18 protein-coding genes are annotated in these 23,012 nt (G+C 70.8%); 7 read left to right on the top strand and 11 right to left on the bottom strand.

Annotation, left to right across the window (positions count from 1 at the left end):
* Positions 1 to 90: 90 nt before the first annotated feature.
* Positions 91 to 807, top strand: a complete 717-nt coding sequence (locus ACGF5O_RS10890; protein WP_393809597.1) for an XRE family transcriptional regulator — start codon at positions 91 to 93, stop codon at positions 805 to 807.
* Positions 808 to 922: 115 nt separating this feature from the next.
* On the opposite strand, the gene ACGF5O_RS10895 is transcribed toward ACGF5O_RS10890, so the two are convergent.
* Entirely contained in the window at positions 923 to 1,948 is a 1,026-nt protein-coding gene (locus ACGF5O_RS10895; protein WP_393809598.1) for an ATP-dependent 6-phosphofructokinase, read from the bottom strand.
* A 215-nt stretch (positions 1,949 to 2,163) separates the two neighbouring features.
* Between ACGF5O_RS10895 and pta the strand changes: the two genes are divergently transcribed.
* The 3 genes from pta (at position 2,164) to pyk (ending at position 7,037) form a co-directional block, all read left to right on the top strand.
* Complete coding sequence (gene pta / locus ACGF5O_RS10900) at positions 2,164 to 4,293, top strand: phosphate acetyltransferase (protein ID WP_393809599.1); 2,130 nt, start codon at positions 2,164 to 2,166, stop codon at positions 4,291 to 4,293.
* Positions 4,290 to 5,528, top strand: coding sequence for an acetate kinase (locus ACGF5O_RS10905; protein WP_393809600.1), 1,239 nt, complete (start codon positions 4,290 to 4,292; stop codon positions 5,526 to 5,528). Before pta ends, ACGF5O_RS10905 begins: the two co-directional genes overlap by 4 nt.
* Before the next feature lie 81 nt (positions 5,529 to 5,609).
* Positions 5,610 to 7,037, top strand: a complete 1,428-nt coding sequence (pyk, locus tag ACGF5O_RS10910) for a pyruvate kinase (protein ID WP_393809601.1) — start codon at positions 5,610 to 5,612, stop codon at positions 7,035 to 7,037.
* A gap of 109 nt (positions 7,038 to 7,146) precedes the next feature.
* Here pyk and ACGF5O_RS10915 read toward each other — a convergent pair whose 3' ends face one another.
* From ACGF5O_RS10915 to ACGF5O_RS10940, 6 genes are all read right to left on the bottom strand, one after another.
* Positions 7,147 to 7,611 (bottom strand): hypothetical protein, encoded by a 465-nt coding sequence (locus tag ACGF5O_RS10915; protein WP_393809602.1) that lies wholly within the window; start codon positions 7,609 to 7,611, stop codon positions 7,147 to 7,149.
* Between the two features lie 16 nt (positions 7,612 to 7,627).
* The gene (locus tag ACGF5O_RS10920; protein ID WP_393809603.1) at positions 7,628 to 11,809 is read right to left on the bottom strand and encodes a Hint domain-containing protein; all 4,182 of its coding nucleotides are present in this window, start codon (positions 11,807 to 11,809) and stop codon (positions 7,628 to 7,630) included.
* 292 nt (positions 11,810 to 12,101) lie between these two features.
* Positions 12,102 to 13,460 carry a hypothetical protein gene (locus ACGF5O_RS10925; RefSeq protein WP_393809604.1) on the bottom strand — a complete coding sequence of 453 codons (1,359 nt, stop codon included), beginning with the start codon at positions 13,458 to 13,460 and terminating at the stop codon, positions 12,102 to 12,104.
* Positions 13,450 to 14,037 carry a DUF6114 domain-containing protein gene (locus ACGF5O_RS10930; RefSeq protein WP_393809605.1) on the bottom strand — a complete coding sequence of 196 codons (588 nt, stop codon included), beginning with the start codon at positions 14,035 to 14,037 and terminating at the stop codon, positions 13,450 to 13,452. Before ACGF5O_RS10930 ends, ACGF5O_RS10925 begins: the two co-directional genes overlap by 11 nt.
* 143 nt (positions 14,038 to 14,180) lie before the next feature.
* Positions 14,181 to 14,825 carry a DUF6230 family protein gene (locus ACGF5O_RS10935; RefSeq protein WP_393809606.1) on the bottom strand — a complete coding sequence of 215 codons (645 nt, stop codon included), beginning with the start codon at positions 14,823 to 14,825 and terminating at the stop codon, positions 14,181 to 14,183.
* Positions 14,826 to 15,468: 643 nt separating this feature from the next.
* Positions 15,469 to 16,443 carry a tetratricopeptide repeat protein gene (locus ACGF5O_RS10940; RefSeq protein WP_393809607.1) on the bottom strand — a complete coding sequence of 325 codons (975 nt, stop codon included), beginning with the start codon at positions 16,441 to 16,443 and terminating at the stop codon, positions 15,469 to 15,471.
* Positions 16,444 to 16,675: 232 nt separating this feature from the next.
* Here ACGF5O_RS10940 and ACGF5O_RS10945 point away from each other — a divergent pair, with 232 nt between their 5' ends.
* Positions 16,676 to 17,305, top strand: a complete 630-nt coding sequence (locus ACGF5O_RS10945) for a TetR/AcrR family transcriptional regulator (protein WP_393809608.1) — start codon at positions 16,676 to 16,678, stop codon at positions 17,303 to 17,305.
* 97 nt (positions 17,306 to 17,402) lie between these two features.
* On the opposite strand, the gene ACGF5O_RS10950 is transcribed toward ACGF5O_RS10945, so the two are convergent.
* The 4 genes from ACGF5O_RS10950 to ACGF5O_RS10965 all read right to left on the bottom strand — a co-directional run bounded on the left by ACGF5O_RS10950 (position 17,403) and on the right by ACGF5O_RS10965 (position 21,554).
* The gene (locus tag ACGF5O_RS10950) at positions 17,403 to 19,103 is read right to left on the bottom strand and encodes a methylmalonyl-CoA mutase (protein WP_393809609.1); all 1,701 of its coding nucleotides are present in this window, start codon (positions 19,101 to 19,103) and stop codon (positions 17,403 to 17,405) included.
* Between the two features lie 100 nt (positions 19,104 to 19,203).
* Positions 19,204 to 19,548 carry a DUF3817 domain-containing protein gene (locus ACGF5O_RS10955; protein WP_362601853.1) on the bottom strand — a complete coding sequence of 115 codons (345 nt, stop codon included), beginning with the start codon at positions 19,546 to 19,548 and terminating at the stop codon, positions 19,204 to 19,206.
* A gap of 66 nt (positions 19,549 to 19,614) precedes the next feature.
* The gene (locus ACGF5O_RS10960; protein WP_393809610.1) at positions 19,615 to 20,124 is read right to left on the bottom strand and encodes a MarR family winged helix-turn-helix transcriptional regulator; all 510 of its coding nucleotides are present in this window, start codon (positions 20,122 to 20,124) and stop codon (positions 19,615 to 19,617) included.
* 218 nt (positions 20,125 to 20,342) lie between these two features.
* Entirely contained in the window at positions 20,343 to 21,554 is a 1,212-nt protein-coding gene (locus ACGF5O_RS10965; RefSeq protein ID WP_393809611.1) for an MFS transporter, read from the bottom strand.
* A 76-nt stretch (positions 21,555 to 21,630) separates the two neighbouring features.
* Here ACGF5O_RS10965 and ACGF5O_RS10970 point away from each other — a divergent pair, with 76 nt between their 5' ends.
* Positions 21,631 to 22,635 (top strand): DUF5937 family protein, encoded by a 1,005-nt coding sequence (locus ACGF5O_RS10970; protein WP_393809612.1) that lies wholly within the window; start codon positions 21,631 to 21,633, stop codon positions 22,633 to 22,635.
* 5 nt (positions 22,636 to 22,640) lie between these two features.
* A complete protein-coding gene (locus ACGF5O_RS10975) occupies positions 22,641 to 22,985 on the top strand; it encodes a DUF6193 family natural product biosynthesis protein (protein WP_393809613.1) in 345 nt (114 codons plus the stop codon).
* Positions 22,986 to 23,012: the final 27 nt, after the last annotated feature.

Genomic DNA, 23,012 nt, shown 5'->3' on the forward strand with positions numbered 1-23,012 from the left:
ACCGCTTGTGAATCCGTACGTTCCCACAATCCGTGTTCCTGGCCGAGCGGACCGTAGTCAATGCCCCCACGCACCCCTACCTTGTCGGCTGTGCGCCGACCCCCAGCTCTGTCGAACCAGCCAGGTCCCCCCTTCAACGCCCCCGCCGCCCGCAGACTCCGGGCCGCGCTCGGTATGGGACCCGAGCACGTGGCGTACGACCTGCAAGCCTCGTACGGCATGCCGTACGCCACCCCGGATCTCGTACTCGCCTGGGAGGGCGGGGAGCTGGTCCCCACCAGTCCCGAACTGACCGCTCTTGCGGGAGTGTTGTGGTGCACCCCGGGCGAACTGATCGGCCGCCCGCGGACCTTGCGCGAACACCGGATCGCCCGCGGCCTGGCCCCGGAGGACGTGGCGGCGGCCCTCGGTCTCGGTCTCCTCCCGTACCTGCAGCTGGAGGAGGACAAGGAGTGGCGGGGCACCGACCGGCTGACCGCCGCCCTGGCCGGTTTCCTCCACCTCTCCCTGCCGGACGTCATCACGCTCACGGGGAGGGAGGAGCAGCTGGCGGAACTGCTGCGCAGCGCGGTCACCACCACCCGGCGGCAGCCCTACGTCCGCCAGGTCTGCAAGCTGATCCCTCTGGACAAGCGACTCATCGAACAGACACTCGGCGAGCTGCACGAGGCGTACCAGGCGCAACTGGCGACAACGCTGTCATGGGGCGACTTCACCACGACGAACCGGATACAGAAGCTGGGCGAGGACTTCCTGGCCCAGATCGTCGCCCACTTCTGGAACGCAGCGGAAAAGGGAACTTCTTGACCGCCCCTGACTGAAAGCGCCCCGCCAGGGGCGCGGGGCTGTGTTCGACATGCGGCTCCGCCGCGTGGGCGCGACCAGCCCCCACCCGCCCGCGGCCCGAGACCGAACCCAAGCCCTAGAAGACGGACTCGGCTTCGTCCATCCGATCCTTCGGCACCGTCTTCAGCTCGGTCACCGCCTCCGCGAGCGGCACCATCGCGATGTCCGTCCCCCGCAGCGCGGTCATCCTCCCGAAGTCGCCCCGGTGCGCCGCCTCCACCGCATGCCACCCGAACCGCGTCGCGAGGACGCGGTCGTAGGCCGTCGGCGTGCCGCCCCGCTGGACGTGGCCGAGGATGACCGGCTTGGCCTCCTTGCCGAGCCGCCGCTCCAGCTCGTAGGCCAGGGCCGTGCCGATGCCCTGGAAGCGCTCGTGGCCGTACTGGTCGATCTCGCCCTTGCCGTAGTCCATCGTGCCCTCGGCGGGATGGGCACCCTCCGCCACGCACACCACGGCGAACTTCTTGCCGCGGGCGAAGCGCTCCTCGACCATCTTGACCAGGTCGGCCGGGTCGAAGGGCCGCTCGGGCAGGCAGATGCCGTGGGCGCCGGCCGACATCCCGGACTCCAGGGCGATCCAGCCGGCGTGCCGGCCCATCACCTCGACGACCATCACCCGCTGGTGCGACTCGGCGGTCGTCTTCAGCCGGTCCATCGCCTCCGTGGCGACGCCCACCGCGGTGTCGAAGCCGAAGGTGCGGTCGGTGGAGGAGATGTCGTTGTCGATGGTCTTCGGGACGCCGACGACCGGCAGGCCCGCGTCGGACAGCATGCGCGCCGCGGTCAGCGTGCCCTCGCCGCCGATCGGGATCAGCGCGTCGATGCCGAACTCCTCGACCATGTCGGTGGCCCGGTCGCACGCCTCGCGCAGCCGGTCCCGCTCCAGCCGGGACGAGCCCAGGATGGTGCCGCCGAGGGCGAGAATGCCGCTCACCGCGTCCAGGTCGAGCGTGCGGTAGTGGCCGTCGAGCAGACCCCGGAAGCCGTCCTCGAAGCCGATGACCTCGTCGCCGTACTGGGCGACAGCCCGATGCACCACCGATCGGATGACGGCGTTCAGGCCGGGGCAGTCGCCGCCTGCGGTGAGAACTCCGATGCGCATGGTGGTGTGTCTCCTGCTCGCTGTCGTTACCGGTGAGCCGATCCGATTGTTTCATGCCGCGCGGGCGGGTGAAGTCCTGACGGGCGCCTTATCCGGCGCCGGGGGTACTGTCAAGAGGGTTCCGCTCACCCCGGTGGGCGATTTTTGTGCGGCTGCAGAATCGGCTGCCGCGGAGACGGCTGCTACAGAGACGGCTAGAGAGACGGAGTGCGCACGTGACGCGGAGCGTGTACGTGACCGGGATCGACCGCGGCGACGGCCGCCAGGTGGTCGAGCTGGGCGTGATGGAACTGCTGACCCGGCAGGTCGACCGGGTCGGTGTCTTCCGCCCCCTCGTCCACGACGGTCCCGACCGCCTGTTCGAGCTGCTGCGTGCGCGGTACCGCCTCTCCCAGGACCCGGCGACCGTCTACGGCATGGACTACCACGAGGCCTCCGCCCTCCAGGCCGAGCGCGGCGCCGACGAACTGGTCTCCACCCTCGTCGACCGCTTCCACCTGGTCGCCCGTGACTACGACGTCGTCCTCGTCCTCGGCACCGACTACGCCGACACCCAGTTCCCGGACGAGCTGTCCCTCAACGCCCGGCTCGCCAACGAGTTCGGCGCCTCGGTGATCCCGGTGGTCGGCGGCCGTGACCAGAACGCGGAGTCGGTGCTGGCGGAGACCCGCAACGCGTTCCGGGCGTACGACGGTCTCGGCTGCGACGTGCTGGCGATGATCGCCAACCGGGTGGTCCGCGAGGACCGGGACGAGATAGCCCGGCGGATCGACGGACGGCTGCCGGTGCCGGTGTACGTGCTGCCGGACGAGCCCGCGCTGTCCGCGCCGACGGTCGCCCAGATCGCCCACGCGCTCGACGCGAAGGTGCTGCTCGGCGACGACTCGGGGCTGGCCAGGGACGCCCTGGACTTCGTCTTCGGCGGGGCGATGCTGCCCAGCTTCCTGCCCGCCCTGACGCCTGGCTGCCTGGTGGTGACCCCGGGCGACCGCGCCGACCTGGTCGTCGGCTCGCTGGCCGCGCACAGCGCCGGCACCCCGCCGATAGCAGGCGTGCTGCTCACCCTCGGCGAGCGGCCCGCCGACGGGATCCTCACCCTCGCCGCCCGGCTCGCCCCGGGCACGCCGGTCATCTCGGTGCCCGGCAACAGCTTCCCGACCGCCGCCCAGCTGTTCTCCCTGGAGGGCAAGCTGAACGCGGCCACCCCGCGCAAGGCGGAGACCGCGCTCGGCCTGTTCGAGCGGTACGTCGACACCGCGGGCCTCAACAAGCGGGTCTCGGCGCCGAGTACCGGCCGGCTCACCCCGATGATGTTCGAGCACAAGCTGCTTGAGCAGGCGCGTTCCGACAAGCGGCGGGTGGTGCTGCCGGAGGGGACCGAGGCGCGGGTGCTGCACGCGGCGGAGGTGCTGCTGCGCCGGGGGGTATGTGACATCACACTGCTCGGGCCCGTCGACCAGATCCGCAAGAAGGCCGCCGACCTCGGCATCGACCTCGCCGACGCCCAGCTGATCGACCCGGCCACCTCCGAACTGCGCGACGCCTTCGCCGAGCAGTACGCGCTGCTCCGCGCCCACCGGGGCGTGACGGTGGAGCTGGCGTACGACGTGGTCGCCGACGTCAACTACTTCGGCACCCTGATGGTGCAGGAGGGCCTCGCGGACGGCATGGTCTCCGGGTCCGTGCACTCCACGGCGGCGACCATCCGCCCGGCCTTCGAGATCATCAAGACCAAGCCGGGTTCGTCGATCGTCTCGTCCGTCTTCTTCATGTGCCTCACCGACAAGGTGCTGGTCTACGGCGACTGCGCGGTGAACCCCGACCCGGACGCGGAGCAACTGGCCGACATCGCCGTCCAGTCGGCGGGTACGGCAGCCCAGTTCGGCGTGGAGCCGCGGATCGCGATGCTGTCGTACTCGACGGGCACGTCGGGTTCGGGGGCGGACGTGGACAAGGTGCGGGAGGCGACCGAGCTGGCGCGCTCGCGCAGGCCCGACCTGAAGATCGAGGGGCCGATCCAGTACGACGCGGCCGTGGAGCCGTCGGTCGCCGCCACCAAGCTGCCGGGCTCCGAGGTCGCCGGGCAGGCCAGCGTGCTGATCTTCCCGGACCTCAACACCGGCAACAACACCTACAAGGCCGTGCAGCGGTCGGCCGGCGCGATCGCCGTCGGGCCGGTGCTCCAGGGGCTGCGCAAGCCCGTCAACGACCTGTCCCGGGGCGCCCTCGTCCAGGACATCGTCAACACCGTCGCCATCACGGCGATCCAGGCCCAGACCCCGGCCCAGAATCCGGCCGCCGGCTTCCCGGCCGCGTCCCCGAGCGAGAAGGCAACCGCCCAGTGAGCGCCAGTCCGACCCGTGTCCTCGTCCTCAACTCCGGCTCCTCGTCGGTGAAGTACCAGTTGCTCGACATGCGGGACAGCAGCCGTCTTGCGGTCGGTCTCGTCGAGCGGATCGGCGAGCAGACCTCCCGGCTCAGGCACACCTGCCCGGACAGCGGTGACACCCGCGAGGCCGTCGCGCCGATCGCCGACCACGAGGCCGCCCTGAAGGCCGTGGCGGAGGAGCTGACGAGGGACGGGTTCGGGCTCGACTCGCCGGAACTGGCCGCGATCGGGCACCGGGTGGTGCACGGCGGGATGTTCTTCACCGAGCCGACGGTGATCGACGACGCGGTGCTCGCCGAGATCGAGCGACTGATCCCGGTCGCCCCGCTGCACAACCCGGCCAACCTGACCGGCATCCGCACCGCGCGGGCGCTGCGCCCGGACCTGCCGCAGGTCGCCGTCTTCGACACCGCGTTCCACACGACGATGCCGGAGTCCGCGGCGCGGTACGCGATCGACCCGAACCTCGCCGACCGGTACCGGATCCGCCGTTACGGCTTCCACGGCACCTCGCACGCGTACGTGTCCCGGGCGACCGCGCGGCTGCTCGGAAAGACCCCGGAAGAGGTGAACGTCATCGTGCTGCACCTCGGCAACGGGGCGTCCGCGTCGGCCGTCCGGGGCGGCCGGTGCGTGGACACCTCGATGGGCCTGACGCCCTTGGAGGGACTGGTGATGGGAACCCGTTCCGGCGATCTGGATCCGGCCGTCATTTTCCATTTGGCGCGAGTTGGCGGAATGTCCATGGACGAGATCGACACTCTTCTCAACAAGAGGAGTGGTTTGTTCGGTCTGTGCGGTGACAACGACATGCGGGAGATCCGGCGCCGGATCGACGAGGGCGACGCAGCGGCACAGCTCGCCTTCGACATCTACATTCACCGCCTGAAGAAGTACATCGGCGCGTACTGCGCCGTCCTCGGCCGGGTCGACGCGGTGGCCTTCACCGCGGGCGTCGGCGAGAACGCGGCCCCGGTGCGGGAGGCGGCCATGGCGGGCCTGGAGGGGCTGGGGCTCGCGGTCGACCCGGAGCTGAACGGCACCCGGGCGGACGAGCCGCGGCTGATATCGCCGGCGGCCGCGCGGGTCGCGGTCGCCGTGGTGCCGACCGACGAGGAGCTGGAGATCGCCACCCAGACGTACGCGCTGGTACACGCCGGCGGGCACCTGGTCGACGCCGGTCGGAAATAACAGCTGAGCACATTAGCGCCCATTTGTATCTTCCACCAGACGGAATATTCCGTAGCGAAACAAACCGATAGGATCGCCCCCATGCGCCGTTCGAAAATCGTCTGTACTCTCGGCCCCGCGGTCGACACCCACGAGAAGCTCGTCGCCATGATCGAGGCGGGCATGAACGTGGCCCGGTTCAATTTCAGCCACGGCTCCCACGCCGAGCACCAGGGGCGGTACGACCGCGTCCGGGCCGCCGCCAAGGAGACCGGCCGTGCCATCGGCGTCCTCGCCGACCTGCAGGGCCCGAAGATCCGCCTGGAGACCTTCGCCGAGGGACCGGTGGAGCTGGAGCGCGGTGACGAGTTCGTCATCACGACCGAGGACGTCCCGGGCGACAAGACCATCTGCGGTACGACCTACAAGGGCCTGCCGGGCGACGTCTCGCGCGGCGACCAGATCCTCATCAACGACGGCAACGTCGAGCTGAAGGTCCTGGACGTCGAGGGCCCGCGGGTGCGGACGATCGTCATCGAGGGCGGTGTCGTCTCCGACCACAAGGGCATCAACCTGCCCGGCGCGGCCGTCAACGTGCCGGCGCTCTCCGAGAAGGACGTCGAGGACCTCCGGTTCGCGCTGCGCATGGGCTGCGACATGGTCGCGCTGTCCTTCGTGCGGGACGCCAAGGACGTCGACGACGTCCACAAGGTGATGGACGAGGAGGGCCGCCGGGTCCCCGTCATCGCCAAGGTGGAGAAGCCGCAGGCGGTGGAGAACATGGAGGGCGTCGTGATGGCGTTCGACGCCGTCATGGTGGCCCGCGGCGACCTGGCCGTCGAGTACCCGCTCGAGAAGGTCCCCATGGTGCAGAAGCGCCTGATCGAGCTGTGCCGGCGCAACGCCAAGCCGGTGATCGTGGCGACCCAGATGATGGAGTCGATGATCACCAACTCCCGCCCGACCCGCGCCGAGGCCTCCGACGTCGCCAACGCGATCCTGGACGGCGCGGACGCGGTGATGCTCTCCGCGGAGTCCTCCGTCGGCGCGTACCCGGTCGAGACCGTGAAGACGATGTCGAAGATCGTCAAGGCGGCCGAGCAGGAGCTGCTCAGCAAGGGCCTGCAGCCGCTGGTGCCGGGCAAGAAGCCGCGCACGCAGGGTGGTTCGGTGGCCCGTGCGGCCTGCGAGATCGCCGACTTCCTCGGTGGCCGCGGTCTGGTCGCCTTCACCCAGTCCGGCGACACCGCCCGCCGCCTCTCGCGCTACCGCGCGCAGCAGCCGATCATCGCCTTCACCACCGACGAGAGCACCCGCAACCAGCTCACCCTCAGCTGGGGCGTGGAGTCGCACGTGGTGCCCCTGGTGAACAGCACGGACGCCATGGTGGACATGGTGGACATGGAGCTCGCCAAGATCAACCGCTTCAACGCGGGCGACACCGTCATCATCACGGCCGGTTCGCCCCCCGGCGTCTCCGGCACCACCAACATGCTCCGGGTCCACCACATCGGCGGCATCAACAAGTGACGTCCGCCTAGCGGGCCGCGTACGGCCTGGTACGACACCGAGGGCGCTCCCTGTGACAGGGGGCGCCCTCGGTGCGTCGAGGTCGTCGGCCGACCCCGACGCAACGGCCTCACACGGCCGGCGGTGCTCCGACCGTCTCCCGCAGCCAGGCGTTGCCGCCCAGTTCCGGATGGGCGGCGGTGATCAGCCGTACGGCCTCGGCCTTCGCCCGCTCGGCGAGCCCGCGCAGTTCCTCCCAGCTCAGCTCCGCCGTGGCCGGCGGCCAGTCCGTCGTGAGGGTGACGGCCGTCCCCTCCCGGTGGAAGGAGTAGACGTGCTGGGTGAGGGAGGCCTCGACCGCGACGTCGGCACCGGTCTCCAGCTCTCGCACCGCGTGATCCAGCAGCAGGGCGATGTCGACCACGGGCTCACCCCGCAGTCGCACGCCGAGATCCACGCCGTGGACAACGAGCCGCAGGTCGGCCTTGAAGTACCGCAGACTGAAATCCGAGGCGCTCAGGTCGGCGACCGGTGGCCGCCACTCCGGTGACCAGGAGTCGTCGTCGGCGCGCGGCTCGAAGGCGAAGTCAATCATGTGTCTTCCTTACCCCTCACCAGACGTTCTTGGGCATCGCGGTAACCAGGTTGCCGAACTCGTCGACGACGAGTCGGATGCCGTTCTGGCCGTTCGCCCCGGTCGTCACATTGTCGAAGGCGTAGTCGACGTAGTTGCCTCCCCGGGTGTCGGCCTTCGCCCGGGGCACCTCGTGCCCGAACTGCGCCGCCTCCTCGATCAGTTTCTTGAGCTTGCCGGCATCCATTCCCTGGGCGAAGACGTTCCCCATGTCGCCCGCGAGGTGGTAACTGCCACCCCACAAATGCTCGTTGCCGATGTGCTGCAGCGCCCCACTGGTGATCGTGCGGCAGCTGATGTTGTGGACCAGCACCGGGCTGTCCCCGGCCATCACGAAGTAGGAGTGGACGCCCTCGACCGTGAGGTCATAGGTGACCTGCGGTCTGGTGTACGAGGTGACGTCGACGACCTTGGCCATGCCGTGGTCCAGGGTCTGCAGCCGGTGACCCGCCGTGAGTCGCCCCGCGTCCGTCCAGGACCCCGTGGTGAGGTCGTAGAACGGGTGGTCGGACGTACCGGTGATGGTGCGCCGACCGCTCGGCGTGGCGACGGTCAGATCGGTGAACCGGCTGTCGGTGGTGGTGCGGTGCGCCATTACGACGTCGTGCCGCTCGGCGACCGTGCCACCCGGCCGCGCGTTGAGGACCCGGTCCCCCGCGGTGACCTTCTCGATGGCCCGGACACTGCCATCGGCCATCTTGACCTGTGTGCCTGCCACGAAGCTGTGCTTCACGCAGAACGACACGCCCTTGGCGAGCCGCGCGTCGATGATTACCTTCAGCGCCTTCATCGTCTTGCGTGCCTTGGTCGCCCCCTCGAAGAACTTCGCGATCCCGGTGCTGACCCGCACGATGGCCGTGGCCACGGCCGGTGCCTTGCCGATCAAGACGACCACACTGATGGCGTTGACGAGCGTCCAGAGGCAACTCTCCACATCGGGGTCGGAGAAGCACTTCTTCGCGTCCGTGACCCCGAGCAGGTCGAGCAGGATCGCGCCGCCGTTCGCCTTCACCCAGTCGAGGACGTCCTGGTTCGCCGCCGCCATGGCCTCGCGGTACTGATCGACGCAGGTCTGGCCGCACTCCGCGAGCAGGGCGGCCTCCTCGTCCTTGGTCAGGACGTACTCCGCGGTCGAACCGCCGGAGTTGACGACCTCCGCCCGCTCCTGCCTGGCCCGCTCCCGTTCCTCGGCCTCCGCCCGCGTGGCCGCCTTGTCCGCCTGGTCGGCGTAGGTACTGGCCTTGCCCGCCGCGCCCTCCGCGGCGGTGGCGTCGCTCTCCGCCTTGGTGGCGGTCCGGTCGGCCGCCGACGCGTCCTGTTCGGCGCTGTCGGCAGCGGAACGGGCGCTGGTGGCGTCCTTCTCGGCCTCTGTGGCATCACGGTCGGCCTGGGCGGCCGCCGATTCGGCCTCGGTCGCGGCGAAGTTGGCGTAGAAGGCGTCAGTGCCCGCCTGCTGGTCGTACTTCTGGGCGTTCGCGTCCGCCTTCTTCGCGGCTGCGGCGTCGACCGCCGCTGCGGCCGCCGAAGCGTTCGCCGCCGCAGCCGAGTTGACCGCCTGCACGGCGTAGTCCGCTGCGTCGGCCGCGGCCTGGAGGGCGGTCTTCGCGTCGCCGGCGGCCTTGTCGGCGAGCGCCTTGGCCTGGGCCGCAGCCTTCTTCGCCTCGTCCGACTTGGCCTTCGCCGCCGTCGCCTGCTGCTCGGCAAGCGTCCTCGCGGTCTGCCCGACCAGCACCGCGTACGCCGCCGAGGCGTCAGTCTCCTGGTAGGGAGTGCCAAGGCTGATCGCTTCGTCGGCCGCCTTGGTCGTCGCGGTCGCGGCGTCCCGAGCGGCCTGCGCGTACTGTGCCGTGGCGGTGGCGTATCCGGCGGTCTTCGCCGCCCACGCGGCCGTCTTCGCGGCCTCGGCCACCGCCGCAGTAGCCTCCTTGCGCGCGGTGGCAGCCGCGGTCTGGGCCTTCTTCGCCTCGGCATCGGCCTGCTTGGCCTTCTCCTTCGCCGATGCCGCCGCGTCGATCGCCTCGGCCGCCGCAGCATGCGCGGTGGCCGCCGCGGCCCGCGTCTTCGCGTATGCCGACTGGGCGGCGTCGGCGGCGGACCGGGAACGTTTTGCCGCGCCTTCCGCACGCGTTGCCGCCGCTCGTGCGTTCACTGCGGCGGTGGTCGCGTCGTCGGCCGCCGCCCGGGCCCGGGTCGCCGCGCCCGCTGCCGCGTTGGCCGCGGTACGTGCCTCCGTGGCCGCCTGCCGCGTCTCAGCCGCAGCCGAGGTGCCGTCGGCCGCGGCGGCCGCCGACTCCAGCGCGGCCGCCCGCGAGGCGGTGGCATCCTTCTCGTGCTCGGCCTTGGCCGCGGTGTTACGGGTCTGGTAAGCGCGCAGTTCGGCGTCCTCGGCTGCCGCCAGCTTCTCCGCCGCCGTGGCACCCGCCGACTCCGCGTCCGTACGGGCTTGACGGGCGTTGTCCTGCTCGCCCCGTGCCCGTTCCTCGGCCGCGTCGGCCTTCGCCCGCTCACTCGCCGCGTTGTCGCGCTCCCGCTCGGCGGTGGCCTTCTCAGCCTCCGCGACACCGCGCTGCCGCTTCGCCTCGGCCGCCTGGTCCCGGGCGGTCTGCTCCGCCTTCTCAGCCGTCGCCCGGGCGTTCTTCGCCGTGGTCGCGTCGGCCGCGGCCCCGGCCGCCAGCTTGGCGGCGGAGTCGGCGGCGGCCTTCGCCTGGGCCTTGGCCTCCAGTGCCGCCGCCTTGCGGAACTCGGTGTTCAGCGCGTGCGTCTGGGTCTTGGCCAGTGCCAGCAGCGTCTGGGAGTCGGCCACGGTGGCCTTCGCCGCGTTCGACGCGGTCAGCGTGGCTTTCGCGGCGGCCTGGGCGGCGGCGTACGAGGCCTTGGTGACCTGCACCGACTGCTGGGCGTACAGCAGGCCCCGGCCGCGGGGCTGCTGCGCCGCGTCGGCGATCTGCCAGGCCTTCTGCTGCTGGGAGGTCACGGTGTCGGCGGCCGTCCTGGCCCGTCCGACGGCCGCGTCCGCCACGGTCACCTGCTTGGCCGCCGCGGCCTTCGCCGCGTTCAGGTCGGCCGTCGCCTTCGTGAAGTCGGCAGCCTTCGGGTAGTTGATGGAGTCCTTGTGCGCGGCCCAGTACTTCTGCCAGTACAGGATCTGGTCCGCCAGCCACGCCTGCCGGACCGCCTCGGTCATCGCCTCCGTGGCGGCCCGCGTCTCCTTGGCCGCGGCGGCCTCGGCGGCGACGATCTGCTTGCGCGGGTCGGCCTGGCCGGCGTACTCCGTCTCCCACTCCGTGTAGGCCGCGGTGACGGCCCCGGTCAGCACCCGGTAGTGGTCGATGGGGTTGTCGCTGTCACAGGCCGCCCATGCCTGCTTCAGTGCCTCGACCTCCGTGCGGAACTCCAGCGAATCCGGCTCGGGGGCCTTGGTGGCGAAGCCGCCGAAGCGCAGGAAGGTGGCGAGGTCGTTGGCCGAGGAGTAGCCGAGGTTGCTCGTGTCCAGCAGTTCCCTGCCGGCGACGTCCTTGTAGGCGGACGCCCAGGCGTCGCCCCCGGTGTCGAACGTGTCGAGCACCTTCTTGGCCTGGTCCAGGGAGGCCTGACCGGGGTGCGGGGTGGGGTTTTCGACCGCCTTGTCGTACAGCTTCTGCTGCGTGCCGAGGGTGAAGGTGACGATGTCCGCGCCGAACTCGGGGGCCCAGAAGTCCCGCCCGTTCGAGGAGTTCACCGCGCGGTACGGCTTGTTGGTGTCGTCCAGTTTCGTCTGGCGGTCCCGGAACGCGTTCAGCGCGGCGACGCCCGCGTCCCGGTCACGGACGGCGGCCTGGCCCCACTCGCCGCCCAACGCGTCCGGTGTCACGAACGCGCGTAGGCCCGCGTCCGTACCGGTGAGCTTCGTCGCCGCGGCCGCCTTGAGGTCGGGGCCGCCGAAGTGCACGGCCTGGCCCGCCTGGCAGCGGTCCGCGCGGGCCTGGGCACCCAGGCTGATGCGCAGGGTGCGCTGGTAGGGGTTGGCCGGGTTGTCGCCCGGTTCGTCCGCGGCGGCCGGAACCGCGTACACGAGTCCGCCGAGCACCGCCGCGGCGGTGGCGAGCGCCGTGCCGGCAACGCCCCGCCGGAGCGTCCTTCCCCCGACGCGTCTGTGTTTCCGCACTGTTCGCACGTGCATGCCTTCCTCTGGATGGTCAGTCCGTCAGTCGGTCCGCGCGGGAAGCGGGCAGCGCAAAGCACGGCTCGTGGAGTGAGCCGAAATCCCCCTACGGGCGTGCGGTCGACACGCCCCTCCCCCCGGACTTGATCATCCTGTCAGGCAACTGGACTTTACGAAAGCCATATCAGCGCTTTAGTTCCTCATTGGATCCGGTGCGGATGACCGGCTCCGGGCAGAGCTGTGCCCCGCCGAGTCGGTACTCGGCGGGGCACAGTTTCTCTGCGGCTCCCGGAAGGGTCTGTGTCGACGGTCAGCTGGTGCCGTCGGTCGTGTACACGTGCATCCCGGGCACGTGCAGGGTGCCGCCGAACTGGCCCGCCTGGACGACCTTCACGTTGGTGAAGTAGATCAGCGGGATGTTCAACGGCGGCGGGTTGTCCGGGTCGAACGTGATCGGGATCAGGCCGAAGAGGTTGCCGGAGATCGACTCTGTGTACATCGTGGTGGCGCCGCCGGTGATCGTGGACTTCGAGCCGGACGCGGCCTGCACGTGGTACGTCTTGTCGATCTTGGTGTCCTTGACCGTCTGGTGCAGGTCACCGATGTCGGTGCCGCCCGAGATGACGTACTTCAGCACCTTCTTCGTCTTGCCGCTCGCCGTCTTCACCTCGACGATGCCCTGGTAGTCGGCGCTCTTCAGCGTCAGCGAGCTGGCGCTCAGGTACCAGGGGTCGTCCGCGACCAGGACCTTGTTGTCGACACCGCTCACGTCGTCGGTGGCGGCGTCGCAGCCGTCGGCCGACGTGGTGGAGCTCGCGGACGGGCTCGACGAGGCGCTGGCGGTGGCGTCCTCGGCCGCCTTGGTGGCGTCCTTGGTGACGTCGCCGGCCGCCTTGGTCGCCGTGTCGGTCGTGTCCTTGACGGTGTCCGTGACCTTCTTGACGGTCTTGGACACGGCGTCGGAGCCGCTGTCGTCGCCCGACGAGGACGAGGACGACGAGTCGGACGAGGCCGAGGCGGACGGCGACGGCGTGGCGCTCGCGGTGGAGTCCGACGAGGACGAGCTCGTCGTGCTGCCGCCGCTGAGGATGCTGCCGATCGCGTCCCCGATCGAGTCCAGCAGGCCACCGCCGCTGCTCGCGGAGGCGGACGGCGACGGGGTCGCCGTGCTGCCGGAGTCCGACGAACCCGACGAGTCCGAGGAACCCGAATCACCCGAGGACGAGGACGACTTGGAGGCGGACGGCGTCGGCGTGGCCGTGCCGTCGGAACCTGAATCCGACGAGGACGACTTGTCCGACGACGACGTCGAGTCCTTGGTGTCGTCCGACGCCGTGGCCGACGGCGTGGCCGAGTCCGTGGCCTTGTCGCTCGCGCTCGCCGAGGCGGAGGGCGACGCGGAGTCCAGGGCGGACACGCAGTCCTTGTAGTCCTCGGCAAGGCTCTTCGACGACGCCGACGACGTGCTGTTGGTGTCGGCGATCGCGAGCGAGGACGTGAACCCGAAGCCCATGAGCACGGCCGTCGGCATCGCCACGGAGGCTATCGCCTTGCCCGCCGGCATGTGGAACCTGGTGAACAGCGGCTTCTTGGGCGCCGCATGCCGCGGCCCGGTTCTCACACGGGACTCGTCCACATCAGTCCCGTGGGTCACCTCGTCAGCCGGCACTGTGCCTCCCGTTCGCCCCGTTCACCGGGCTCGTTCCTGACAGGTCGTTCTCCCCCAGTGCCTCGGGGGCCTGGAAGGTGCCCTCGTCGCCCACGCCGTCCGGACCCGGGTAGTAGGCGGCCTTCTCCGGGGCGTCGTCCCCGGCCGGCGGTACGTCGCCCTCCGGCTGCGGCTGCTTGGGCGCACCCGGCCCCCAGGCCACGGCCATCGCTCCGCCGATCAGGGCGAACAGGAAGCCCAGGATGAAGCCACCGAAGTTGGACACGGGGAGGGACACCAGCGCCAGCAGGATCGCGGCGACTCCCGCGAACGTGCGGATGTGCTTCTGGAACCAGAGGCTGATGCCCAGGACCACGAGCAGCACACCGATGATCAGGGATCCGGCGCCCGCGGTGGTCGACATCGCCACCGTCAGGCTGCCGAGCTGGAGATGCGCGTACGGGAAGTACATGATCGGAAAGCCGGCGAGCAGGATGTACAGACCGGCCCAGAACGGCCGCGTGCCCCGCCAGGCGCGGAACTGCAGCCTCCGGCGGGTGAACTGGCCGGGTGCGGCGGCAGGGGTCTCGGCGCTCATGGAAAACAGCTCCCTGGTGCGGCGTTGCTTAGGTGGTGTTGCTGTGGTGGTGCAGTGGCGGTGCGGTGCACCACGCGTGAAGACCGCGGGTTGAAGGTGAACGGGCGGGGGTGCCGTCGGCTCCCCCGCCCGTCATGGAGTGCTTAGTAGCACTCCGCGCCCGAAGTCGAGACCGACATGTGCAGGTTGCTCAGCTTGAAGGTTCCGGCAGTGGTGGCCCACGCCGTCTGCTTCACGCCGGTCAGCGAGGCGTGGTCCGCCTCCTGCCCGAACCCGTTCGGGTTGGCGAGCCCCTTGTTGACCTCGTCCTGCTTGATGCCAGGACCCTTGGTCATGCTTCCGGCGGCGACACCAATGTTGATGTTGGTGAACGTCGCGTCGGCAGTCAGGTCGTCGAGGTCGATGTACAGCTTGCTGGCCACGACAGGCTTCTGCGAGTCGGTGCCTGCGTGCAGGATCAGGCTGACGTTCCCGAAGAACGGCACGTTCGGCGTGACCACGGACTGACACAGGTTGGTGATGGTCGCGGTGTTGAACGCCGAGACCGCCACCGGGTGAGTGTTCGCCTTGGTGACGCTGCTGCCCATGTCGACAGCACCGTACTGTTCGAAGCCGTCACCCTCGAGCGAGTCGGCCGAGACCTTGAACTGCTGGCCCGACACGCTGAACGACGCGGCGAGAGCGCCCTGCGCGAGGGCGACACCTATACACGCCGTGGCGGCGACGCTGGGCACCATGACCACAGCGAACCGCTTCCATCTGGTCCCGCCACGCACCTGGGACTCCATATTTCCTCCTTCTCGGACGTACATCTCCTGGCCCGGATCGCCCCCAACGGCGGCTCGGCCGGGCAGGGATGGGAGAAGTGCTACGTCCTCGGAAGGGGAGCGCCCGTCCTCGGAGGTACGAACGCACCTCGATCACCGGCGATCACCCCCGAGCGACAACCACTGGTCGCGCCTGACACGCATCACGCACAACCTTGCTGGACAGGCTTCGCGGTGAGGCGAAGACCCCCCTGCCCAAGAGCCGGCGTCACTGCCGCCGACTCTGCTCGGTGGGGACCCACATGAACCCGCGGCCCGACCGGCTGTCGGGGTACGGGAATGGACCGAGCGTCGCCGATCGTGGTGCATTCTCGGCGCCCGCACAAGGGGCTTCGTTACTCGGTAGTAACGGGCGGATAACCGAAGGACGACCCACCGGTCTCGGAGAGCGACTCTGGGTGGCATCGAGGGGCAGAGCAAAGCAGTTGATCAGCGGACGAAACCAGACAGACCAACTGCCCTGATTTACTCCGAGTAACAGCGGCCGCGATTACCAAGATTTGGTAAAGAGCGACCGCCGTGGCCCCGCCTCGGCAAATCTTTCACTCCGGCATCACAGGACGTGACGTTTAGCGACTGGTCAGACCCGTGTTCAGATCGTTGCCTAGAACAGCGCGCGTGCCAGCGCCCTGCGCGCACCGACGACCCGCGGGTCGTCGGTGCCCACGACCTCGAAGAGCTCAAGAAGCCGCCGCCGTACGGCATCCCGGTCGTCCCCGGCCGTCCGCTGCACGGTCTCGATCAGCCGCCCGAAGGCGTCCTCGACATGCCCGCCCACCAGGTCCAGGTCGGCGGCCGCGATCTGCGCCCCGGCGTCGGCCGGCTTCTCGGCCGCGTCCGTGCGCACCTGCTGGGGGTCCATCCCCTGCACCCGCTGGAGCAACTCGGCCTGCGCGAGCCCCAGCTTGGCCTCGCTGTTGGCGGGGTCGTCGCTCAGTACGTTCTTGTAGGCCTGGACCGCACCGCCGAAGTCACCCGCGTCCAGCGCCTGGACGGCGGCCTCCAGGAGTGCGTCGTACGGGCCCGCGGGCACCGCCGCGGGCCCGGTCTGGGCACCCGGCTCGGCGTCGGGGTCGACGACGAGGCCGGTCAGCCCGAACCGCTCCTCGGCGACCTGGACCAGCTGATCCAGCGTCCCGCGGATCTGCTCCTCGCCTGCCGCGCCCTGGAAGAGGGGCAGCGCCTGCCCGGCGACGACGGCGAAGACCGCCGGGATCCCCTGGACCCCGAACTGCTGCATCAGCATCTGGTTGGCGTCGACGTCGATCTTCGCCAGCAGGAAGCGGCCGTTGTACTCGACGGCGAGGCGCTCAAGGACCGGGCTCAGCTGCTTGCAGGGCTGACACCACTCGGCCCAGAAGTCGATGACGACGGGGACTTCGGCGGACCGCTGGAGGACATCGCGCTCGAAGCCGGCTTCGTCGACGTCGATGACCAGGTCGGCCGGGGACACGGCACCGGCACCACCCTGCCGGGCCGCTTCGGCGCGCGTCTGCTCGGCCTTGGTCTTGGCCTCCTGGGCCGCCTTGACCGCGGCGAGGTCGACGACGCCGCTCATGGACATGTTCCGTGGCTGCATGCGTCTATCCTCCCCCGTTCCCGCGCGTGTGTGAAAAGCGTTGTGAAAGCCGGGCCGAACCTGTGCTCTTCAACGGCGCCGGGTCCCCACCCCACGCCATGGTCGTCGCCCGTGCGGTCAGCCACGAGCTTTCGCTACGACCCGTAGCGTAATGCCATCGGGGACCCGTGCGACACCACTTTCCGGTGATCTCCCTCACGGCATCACATGAACCGCCGGTTATGGTCGTGGGATGCAGAGCCGCACCCCCGCCGGACGTACCGGCCGCCCGCGCAGCGCCGCCGCCGACGCGGCGATCCTGGAGGCGACGCGGCAGGCACTGGTCGAACTGGGCTGGTCCAAGCTCACCCTGGGAGACGTCGCCACGCGGGCCGGGGTTGCAAAGACGACCCTCTACCGCCGCTGGGCGGGCAAGAACGAGCTCGTCGTCGACGCGGTCGCGGAGCTGTTCGACGAACTCGAACTCCCCGACCGCGGCAGCCTGGCGGACGACATCGAGGGCGTCGTGCTCCAGTTCGCGGCGATCCTCGACCGCCCGGAGGCCCGCAGCGGCCTGATGGCGGCGGTCGCCGAGTCGACCCGCGACGACGCGCTGCGGGAACGTATCCGCGCGTCCATCGTGGACCGGCAGAAACGGTTGGTCCTGGAGGGCCGGGAGCGCGCCCAGTGCCGGGGCGAACTCCCCTCCGAGCCGGACCCGGAGGAGGCCGCCCGCACGGTGGACCTGATCTTCGACATGGTGGCGGGCGCGGTGGTCCACCGCACCCTGATGAGCGGCAAGCCGGCGGACGAGGACTGGGTACGCGACTTCACCCGCGTCCTGCTGCTGGGCCTCGCCGCCCCCTCGACCGAGACGCCCTAGCCACGCCGGCCAGGGCGGCCACCTCTCGGCCGGCCGAGTCGGGTGGTGGCTGGACGCGGGCTCCGGGGGTCCAGGGGGCGGAGCCCCTGGTGCGTGACTAGAACCCCGCCGGCTCCGTGTACACCCCCCACTCGTCCCGCAGCACCCCGCAGATCTCGCCCAGGGTCGCCTCGGCCCGTACGGCGTCCAGCATCGGCTCGATCATGTTGGCGCCGGACCGCGCGGCGCCCAGCATCGCGTCCAGAGCCGCACGCACCGCGCCCTCGTCCCGCGCCGCCCGCCGTGCGCCCAGCACCCGCACCTGCTCCCGCTCGACCTCGTGCGAGACGCGGAGGATCTCCAGGTCCCCGGTGACGGACCCGGTGTGCACGTTGACGCCGACGACCCGCTTGTCGCCCTTCTCCAGCGACCGCTGGTACTGGAAGGCGGACTCGGCGATCTCGCCGGTGAACCAGCCGTCCTCGATCCCGCGCAGGATGCCCGAGGTGACCGGCCCGATCGGGTGCCGCCCGTCCGGATGGGCGCGCAGCCCCCGCTCCTTGATCTGGTCGAAGATCTTCTCGGCGTCGGCCTCGATCCGGTCGGTGAGCTGCTCGACGTACCAGGAACCGCCCAGCGGGTCCGCCACGTTGGCGACGCCGGTCTCCTCCATGAGCACCTGCTGCGTGCGCAGCGCGATCTCGGCGGCCTGCTCGCTCGGCAGGGCGAGGGTCTCGTCGAGGGCGTTGGTGTGCAGCGAGTTGGTCCCGCCGAGCACGGCCGCCAGCGCCTCCACCGCCGTACGCACCACGTTGTTGTACGGCTGCTGGGCGGTCAGCGAGACGCCGGCGGTCTGGGTGTGGAAGCGCAGCCACTGCGCCTTGTCGGACCGGGAGCCGTACACGTCCCGCATCCACCGCGCCCAGATCCGGCGCGCGGCACGGAACTTGGCGATCTCCTCGAAGAAATCGACGTGCGCGTCGAAGAAGAAGGAGAGGCCGGGCGCGAAGACGTCCACGTCGAGGCCGCGGGAGAGCCCCAGTTCGACGTAGCCGAAGCCGTCCGCGAGCGTGTAGGCCAGCTCCTGCGCGGCCGTCGAGCCCGCCTCGCGGATGTGGTAGCCGGAGACGGAGAGCGGCTTGTACGCGGGGATGCCGGCGGCGCAGTACTCCATCAGGTCGCCGATCAGCCGCAGATGGGGTTCGGGCTGGAACAGCCACTCCTTCTGGGCGATGTACTCCTTGAAGATGTCGGTCTGCAGCGTGCCGTTGAGGATCGACGGGTCGACGCCCTGCCGTTCGGCGGCGACGAGGTACATGCAGAAGACCGGCACGGCGGGCCCGCTGATGGTCATGGACGTCGTGACGTCGCCCAGCGGGATGTCCTTGAACAGGACCTCCATGTCGGCGGCGGAGTCGATGGCGACCCCGCAGTGCCCGACCTCGCCGAGCGAGCGGCCGTCGTCCGAGTCCCGCCCCATGAGCGTCGGCATGTCGAAGGCCACCGAGAGGCCGCCGCCGCCGTTGGCGAGGATCATCTTGTAGCGCTCGTTGGTCTGCTCGGCGTTGCCGAACCCGGCGAACTGGCGGATGGTCCAGGTCCGCCCCCGGTAGCCGGTCGGATACAGCCCGCGCGTGAAGGGGTACTCCCCCGGCCAGCCGATCCGCTCGAATCCCTCGTAGGTGTCCCCCGGTCGGGGCCCGTACACCGGCTCCACGGGGTCCCCGGAGAGCGTGGTGAAGTCTGCGTCCCGCTTGCGGGCCGCGTCGTAACGGGCCTGCCAGCGTCGGCGGCCCTCCTCGATGGCGTCAGCGTCCATGCTTCGAATTTACTAGGACGTCCTACTAAATGTCGATGGGAAACCGCCGCACGGGTGTCCGTACGGCGGTACGCCCCGAGGGCTCCCCGGGGGCTACGGCCTAGGCCTGGACCTTCGCGGCCACCGGAGAACCCTCGGTGACCTTGGCGTCCAGCTCGCGGGTGACCTTGCGCTCCACGAAGAACGCGGCGGTCGGGACAGTGCCCGCCAGCAGCACCCACAGCTGCTTGCCGACCGGCCACTTCGCCTTGGAGCCCAGGTCGAAGGCGAAGACCAGGTAGACGACGTAGAGCCAGCCGTGCGCGATGGCGACGACGCGCGTGACGTCGGCCGCACCGTCGATGTCCAGCCCGTACTTGGCGATCATGCTCAGGCACAGCAGCACCAGCAGCACACCGGTGACGTAGGCCAGGACGCGGTAGCGGGTCAGCACGCTCTTTTTCATGGGGACGAGCGTAACCACCCGTTCCGGGAGATCTTGTCCCGGGTCACTCCTGCGCAGGAGGCGCGTTCAGTCCTCGTCGAAGTCGTTCGCGTCGACCCGCAGCGGCCGCAGCATCGCGAAGATCTCCGCGCACTCCTCGGCGTCGTACACCCCGAGCCCGAAGTCCATCGCCATCAGGTCGCGGGTGGCCGCCTCGACGACCTGGCGGCCCTTCTCGGTGATGGTGGCGAGCGTGCCGCGCCCGTCGTTGGGGTTGGGCCGCTTGTCGACCAGACCGGACCTCACCAGCCGGTCGACGGTGTTCGTCACCGAGGTCGGGTGCACCATCAGCCGCTCGCCGATCTTCGACATCGGCAGCTCGCCGGCCTTGGAGAAGGTGAGCAGCACCAGCGCCTCGTAGCGCGCGAACGTCAGCCCGTACGGCTTGACCACCGCGTCGACCTCGGCCAGCAGGATCTGCTGGGCCCGCATGATCGACGTGATCGCGGCCATCGACGGGACGTTTCCCCAGCGCTGCTTCCAGAGGTCGTCGGCTCGGGCGATGGGGTCGAAGGGGAGACTGAGAGGCTTGGGCACGTCACCGACCCTACCGGCCGGTCATATAGGGGTCAGCCGTGTCTCGGCTTTCGGTCACCCACGCCGCGGCAGCGGCTGCGGCACCGGCACCGCACCCGTCCGGAGGGCCGCTACGGCACCGGCACCTCGCCCGTCCCGGACGGCCGCAACGGCACCGGCACCTCGCCCGTCCCGGACGGCCGCAACGGCACCGGCACCTCGCCCGTCCCGGACGGCCGCTACGGCACGACCGGCCGGGACGGCCGCCGGGCCGCCGCCGCCAGGCCGCAGCAGCAGACCGCCCCCACCACCCCCGCGCCGGCCACGGTCGCCCGCACGCCCACGGCCTCCGCCGCCAGCCCCGCCAGCGTCATGCCGACGCCCTGGAGGGTCATGAGCCCGGCACTGAGCACGGTCATGGCCCGGCCGCGCAGCTCCTCGGGCACGGCCCGCACGAACCACTGGTCCAGGCCCAGCGTGTACGCCGACCCGGCCCCCGCCGCCAGCAGGAGGAGCAGCGAGAGCGCGAGGGACGGGTGGAAGGCGTAGCCCAGGTACGGCAGCAGGGTGAGGCAGATGAGCGGGAGGGCGATCCGCTCCCGGGCGGCGGGGCCGAGCCGGGCGCCCGCGTACAGCTCACCGGCGACCGTGCCGACCGGCAGCGCGCACATCAGCAGGCCGAGCCCGGGGGACCCGGTGCCGAGCGCGTCGGCGTAGGGGGCCGCGAGGGCCTCGGGGACGACGGCGAACATCGCCGGGACCCAGAAGAGGAGGAGCAGGAGGCGGATACGGCGGTCGGCGAGCAGCTGCCGGGTGCCGCCGTGCTCCCGGTCCAGGGCCCGCGCGCGGGCGGGGCGGCGCCGGGTGCCGCGGCGGAGCAGCGCGGCGGAGGCGAGGAAGGTGGCGACGGTGATCAGCAGCGCGTGCCGTGGGGTGAGGACGGCGAGGAGCAGTCCGCCGAGGCCGTAGCCGACCAGCAGGGCGCTCTGCGCGACGATCCGCAGCAGGGAACGGCCGAGCACGAACAGGTCGCCGCCGCCGAGGATGTCGGAGAGGGTCGCCATCCGGGTGCCGGCGAACACCGGCGAGACGACGGCGAGGGCGCAGCGCAGCGCGAGCAGCACGCCGATGCCGGTGCCGGGGACCGCCATCACGGCGACGCAGCCCGCGCACACCAGGTCGCACACCACCAGCACCCGGCGGGCCGGAAACCGGTCGGCGACCGGGGCCAGGAGCGTGCCGCCGACCAGGTAGGGCAGGAACCCCAGCGCGAAGGTCAGGGCGCTGAGCAGCGGCGATCCCGTGAGGTCGTAGACCAGCACGGACAGCGCGATCTCACTGACGATCACGCCGAGCATGGACAGGACATGGGCGGCGAAGACGGCCCGGAACTCGGGCACGGCGAGGACCCGGCCGTAGCCGGCGGGTCGCTGGAGGGCAGGCGCGGACATGAACGGCAGCGTGCCCGCACCGCACCGCACGGCTTAGAGTTTCGGCACCAGCCGAATCTTCTGTCCAGGATCCGTGATGCCCTCCCACCTCCACTTCGACGAGGACGACTTCCTCCGGTGCCGGTTCGCCGTGTCACCGCTGTGGGAGACGCAGGAGGCGGTGCGCACCCTGCGGCGGCCGGACCGGCACGGCTATCACGCGCCCTGGCTGCGGCGGATCCGGGCGGTGGCCGCCGGTCTCGACCTGACCCCGCTGTGGCTGCTGATGCCCTGGCGCGGACACACCCCCGACTGGCTGATGCCGCCGCCGACCGGCCCGGCGGCCTCCGTCGAGGAGGAACTGGCGGCGCTGCGGGCGGTGGACCCGGAGACGGCCCGCGCCGACACCGCCCGCTCGCTCGCGGACACCCCGGGCGCGCCGAAGTCGGCGACGGCCCGCGCCTGGCTGGACGATCCGCCGCGCATGGTGCGGGAGTTGACGGACGCGCTGGAGGAGGCCTGGGAGGTCCTGGTGGCCCCGGACTGGCCCCGGCTGCGCGCCCTGCTGGAGGCGGACATCGCCTTCCACTCCCGGCGGCTCGCGGAGGTCGGCCTGGGCGGGCTGCTGCCGGAGCTGCACCCGCGGCTGGGCTGGCGGGCCGGGACGCTGACCGTGGAGTCGGCCGGTGTGTACGAGCGGCGGCTCGGCGGGCAGGGCCTGGTCCTGATGCCCAGCGTGTTCACCTGGCCGGACGTGATCAGCACCTTCGACCCGCCGGCGCGCCCGGCCCTGGTCTACCCGGCCCGGGGCATCGGCGGCCTGTGGACCGACCCGGCGGACAGCACGCCCGACGCCCTGGTACGGCTGCTGGGCCGGGGCCGCGCCGCGGTCCTGGCCGCCCTCGCCGAACCGGCCGCCACCACCGCCCTCGCCCACCGGCTGCGCCTCGCGCCCTCCTCGGTCTCCGCGCACCTGGCGGCCCTGCGCGACGCGGGCCTGCTCACCTCACGCCGCTACGGCCACCAGGTGCTGTACGAGCGGACCCCGCTGGGCATCGCGCTGGCGTCCGGAACCTCGGACGGCCGGCCCGTGCCACGATGAGGCCCATGTCCGAAGCACCCGACGCGGCCACCGCCTGGCAGTGGCTGCTCGAACGACGCCCGCACACCCGGAGCTGGACACACGACGAACTGGTGCCGGTCGCCCGGGCGGCCCACGCCGAGCCGCGGCTGCGGGAGCTGTACCCGTTCCCGAGCCACGGCGCCCTGCACTTCCTGCGCACCGGGCCCGGGGAGACACGGCCCGCCGGGAACCTGCCGTACGTCCTCTACGGCCCGCCGCCGTACAAGGTCTACGGCGCCGACCACGCCGAGCTGGGCGCGCCCGGCACGGCGGAGGAGGCCGTCGCGCTCGTGGTCCGGCATCTGCCGCCGGAGCCGGGGCAGCCCTGACCACGACCACGTCCTGACGGCCAGGCC

This window comes from Streptomyces sp. NPDC048291 (assembly GCF_043201715.1).
Classification (GTDB): domain Bacteria; phylum Actinomycetota; class Actinomycetes; order Streptomycetales; family Streptomycetaceae; genus Streptomyces.